We start from the raw sequence: 3,121 nt of genomic DNA, 5'->3' as shown, positions 1-3,121 counted from the left end.
GAAGCCGCTAGTGCTGCCAAACACCACGTAGCTCTGTCCTGCATTGGGTGCGCCAATAATCAGGTCGTCGATACTATCACCGTTGATGTCTCCAACATTGCTGACTGATGTGCCTGAAGAGTCATTGTCATTAATCCCATTTATGGCAAAACCGTTGCTGCCGTTAAGGTCTGAGAGGTTGAATAATGGATCAGCCATGATTTTTTGGTATGTTTGTTGTTAGCAATGAAAATGTAGGTGTAAAATTTTTAAACAAATAACGTTAGCATTAGCTAAAGTTTAGGTTAAGCCAATTAGTTTGAAATATTTCGTATTTTTATGATATGAGTGCTGTAGATTAGTATATTTTTTGTAATTCTTCAAAAAGGGTAGAACTTAGGCATTAACAGAACCAACTAAATATGCGTATGGATATTTTCTCAGGATTCAATTCGGATTGGTATAACACTCATAATAGTAAATGGTATAAATTTCCATAAGTAGTTAGACACAATTAATTACACAACGTCATTGCGAATGTTTTTCTCCAGCTACTTAATAATTAAACATCTCCAAAAATTAAATATTCTATATCCATTAAAACAAACAGTGCTAACAGGTTATTTGATGCGCGATGAGAACGAAAGTTTATCTTACTTTTCCTACTTTTCCCACCTTTCCTACTTTTCCCACTTTTCCTACTTAATAATAGAAGGTCTTAAAAAAAAGTAACTTTTGATAAGCGACATCTAGATATATTCTCTTAATACCTCGATTTTGCGATATATTAATATTTTATACCACAATTAAAAAATATATTTGTGAACTCTGTTATTTCCTTAGTATTCATACGTCATCTCAAAAAAAGGGTTACAATAAAAGTTCTGGGTATGTTCTTATAATTCTTTAATATAATAAACACGAATATTTTTGAATAAGGATAAAATCAAATACTCAGTAAAATGTGAAGAATAAATTAATAATTAGTATATTTTTTGAGTCATAATTTTGGCTAAAAAACAGCAATAATTGATACAAGTTAAATTTTTCAAAAACTGATATTCATTACAACTTAAACAAAAAATAATAGGGACAATGGAGGCAGAAGAAAAACCTGTTAATTTGCGCTCGGAGACGAATAATGGTAGCGATGTCTACGACCGGCGACGCCCACGCAGAGAACGTTCAACATAGGCTAACTATACAAACTGTAGAAATTGCCCCTAACACAACGGCGATTCGCTCTCTTGATTGGGACCGCGATCGCTTCGATATCGAATTCGGACTGCAAAACGGCACAACCTACAATTCATATCTAATTAGGGGTGAACAAACAGTTTTGATTGATACTTCTCACCAGAAGTTTCGCAATCTGTATTTAGAGACTCTAAAAGGTCTTGTCAACCCCAAAACAATTGATTACATAATTGTTAGTCACACAGAGCCAGACCATAGCGGCTTAGTAGAAGATGTTCTTCAGTTAGCTCCTAGAGCTACCGTCTTAGCGTCAAAAGTTGCGCTTCAGTTTTTGGAAGGCTTAGTCCACGATCCATTTTCTAAGAGGGTTGTCAAAACTGGCGATCGCATAGATATAGGTAAGGGACACGAAATCGAATTCGTGAGTGCGCCTAACCTGCATTGGCCGGATACAATCTTTAGCTTTGACCGCAAAACCCAAATTCTCTATACCTGTGATGCTTTTGGGATGCATTTTTGTGACGATCGCACCTTCGACGAAGATTTAGAAGCGATCGAAGCTGACTTTAGATTTTACTACGACTGCTTGATGGGCCCTAACGCTCGTTCGCTGCTGAATGCGATGAAGCGGATGGGTGAACTAGGGAAGATTAAGATTATCGCCAACGGTCACGGCCCATTATTATACCACCATCTAGATGTTTTAACTGGGTGCTACGAAAATTGGAGCCAAAGACAAGCTAAAGCAGAAACCACCGTCGGCTTGTTTTTTGTCTCAGATTACGGGTATGGCGAACGCCTTGGTCACGCAATTGCCGAAGGTATACTGAAAACTGGCATTGGGGTAGAAGTACTGGATCTAAGTACTGCCCAGAGCCAAGAAATTCAAGAACTAGCCGGGAGAGCATCTGGCATCATTATTGGTATGCCCCCGACTACTTCCGCCGCCGCCCAAGCTGGTATCAGTTCGGTGCTAGCTGTCGCCAAGAACAAGCAATTGATTGGGCTGTTTGAATGTTACGGTGGGGATGATGAACCCATTGATACACTCCGCAGAAAATTTCTCGACTCTGGCATCAAAGAAGCTTTCCCACCCATTCGGATTAAAGAGGCTCCCAGCGCATCTACATTCCAGTTGTGTGAAGAAGCGGGTAAAGACATCGGACAATTGCTGGTGCGCGATCGCAACATCAAGCAAATCAAGTCCCTTGATGTCAACATGGAAAAGGCATTAGGTCGGATTAGCAGTGGACTATATATAGTCACTACTAAAAAAGATAATGTCTCAAGTGCAATGCTGGCATCCTGGGTAACGCAAGCGAGTTTGCAACCCTTAGGATTGACAATTGCCGTTGCCAAAGACCGCGCCATTGATTCCTTAATGCAAATAGGCGATCGCTTCGTCCTCAACGTTTTGGAAGAAGGCAATTATCAAGAACTCAAGAAACACTTTCTCAAACGCTTGCATCCTGGTGCTGACCGCTTTGCTGGGGTGAAAACTCAAACTGCGAAAAACGGTTCCCCAATTCTAACAGATGCTCTGGCATACATGGAATGTGAAATACAGAGCAGCATGGAATGCAGCGACCACTGGATTTTATATTGCACCGTCCAAGAAGGTCGTGTCTCCAAAAACGATGGATTGACAGCCGTTCGCCATCGCAAAGTAGGTAATTACTACTAAGAAAGAGGGAATGGGGAGTGGGGAGTGGGGAGTAGGGAATAAAGACGCGGGGGAGCTTATGAGCAGAGGAGAACTTGTATAAGTCTTTCCCCGTTCCCCATTTCCCTATTCCCCATTTCCCATTCCCCATTCCCCACTCCCCACTCCCCACTCCCCATTTCCCTATTCCCCATCTCCCTCATCTCCCTCATCTCCCTCATCTCCCCACTCCCCACCCCCCACTCCCCGGACATTAACTTTGGAGAAATACCAAAGGACAAA

The 3,121-nt window shown here is 41.3% G+C and carries 3 protein-coding genes; 1 reads left to right on the top strand and 2 read right to left on the bottom strand.

Annotated features, from left to right (window positions below; translation table 11 throughout):
- Positions 1-198: integrin alpha (locus LC574_RS33280; RefSeq protein WP_229457856.1), on the bottom strand; the 198-nt coding region annotated here is incomplete at its 3' end.
- Between the two features lie 922 nt (positions 199-1,120).
- Here LC574_RS33280 and LC574_RS33275 point away from each other — a divergent pair.
- Positions 1,121-2,860 carry a diflavin flavoprotein gene (locus LC574_RS33275; RefSeq protein WP_229457855.1) on the top strand — a complete coding sequence of 580 codons (1,740 nt, stop codon included), beginning with the start codon at positions 1,121-1,123 and terminating at the stop codon, positions 2,858-2,860.
- Positions 2,861-2,916: 56 nt separating this feature from the next.
- On the opposite strand, the gene LC574_RS33270 is transcribed toward LC574_RS33275, so the two are convergent.
- Complete coding sequence (locus tag LC574_RS33270) at positions 2,917-3,075, bottom strand: hypothetical protein (RefSeq protein WP_229457853.1); 159 nt, start codon at positions 3,073-3,075, stop codon at positions 2,917-2,919.
- Positions 3,076-3,121: the final 46 nt, after the last annotated feature.

Origin of the sequence: Nostoc sp. CHAB 5715, from assembly GCF_020829685.1 — a bacterium.
Taxonomy (GTDB): domain Bacteria; phylum Cyanobacteriota; class Cyanobacteriia; order Cyanobacteriales; family Nostocaceae; genus Nostoc.
This window is presented reverse-complemented; position numbering and strand designations above follow the sequence as displayed.

What these genes read in the sequence shown, in the direction of transcription:
- LC574_RS33275 (WP_229457855.1), top strand. Translation starts at nt 1,121, where the DNA reads ATGGTAGCGATGTCTACGACCGGCGACGCCCACGCAGAGAACGTTCAA.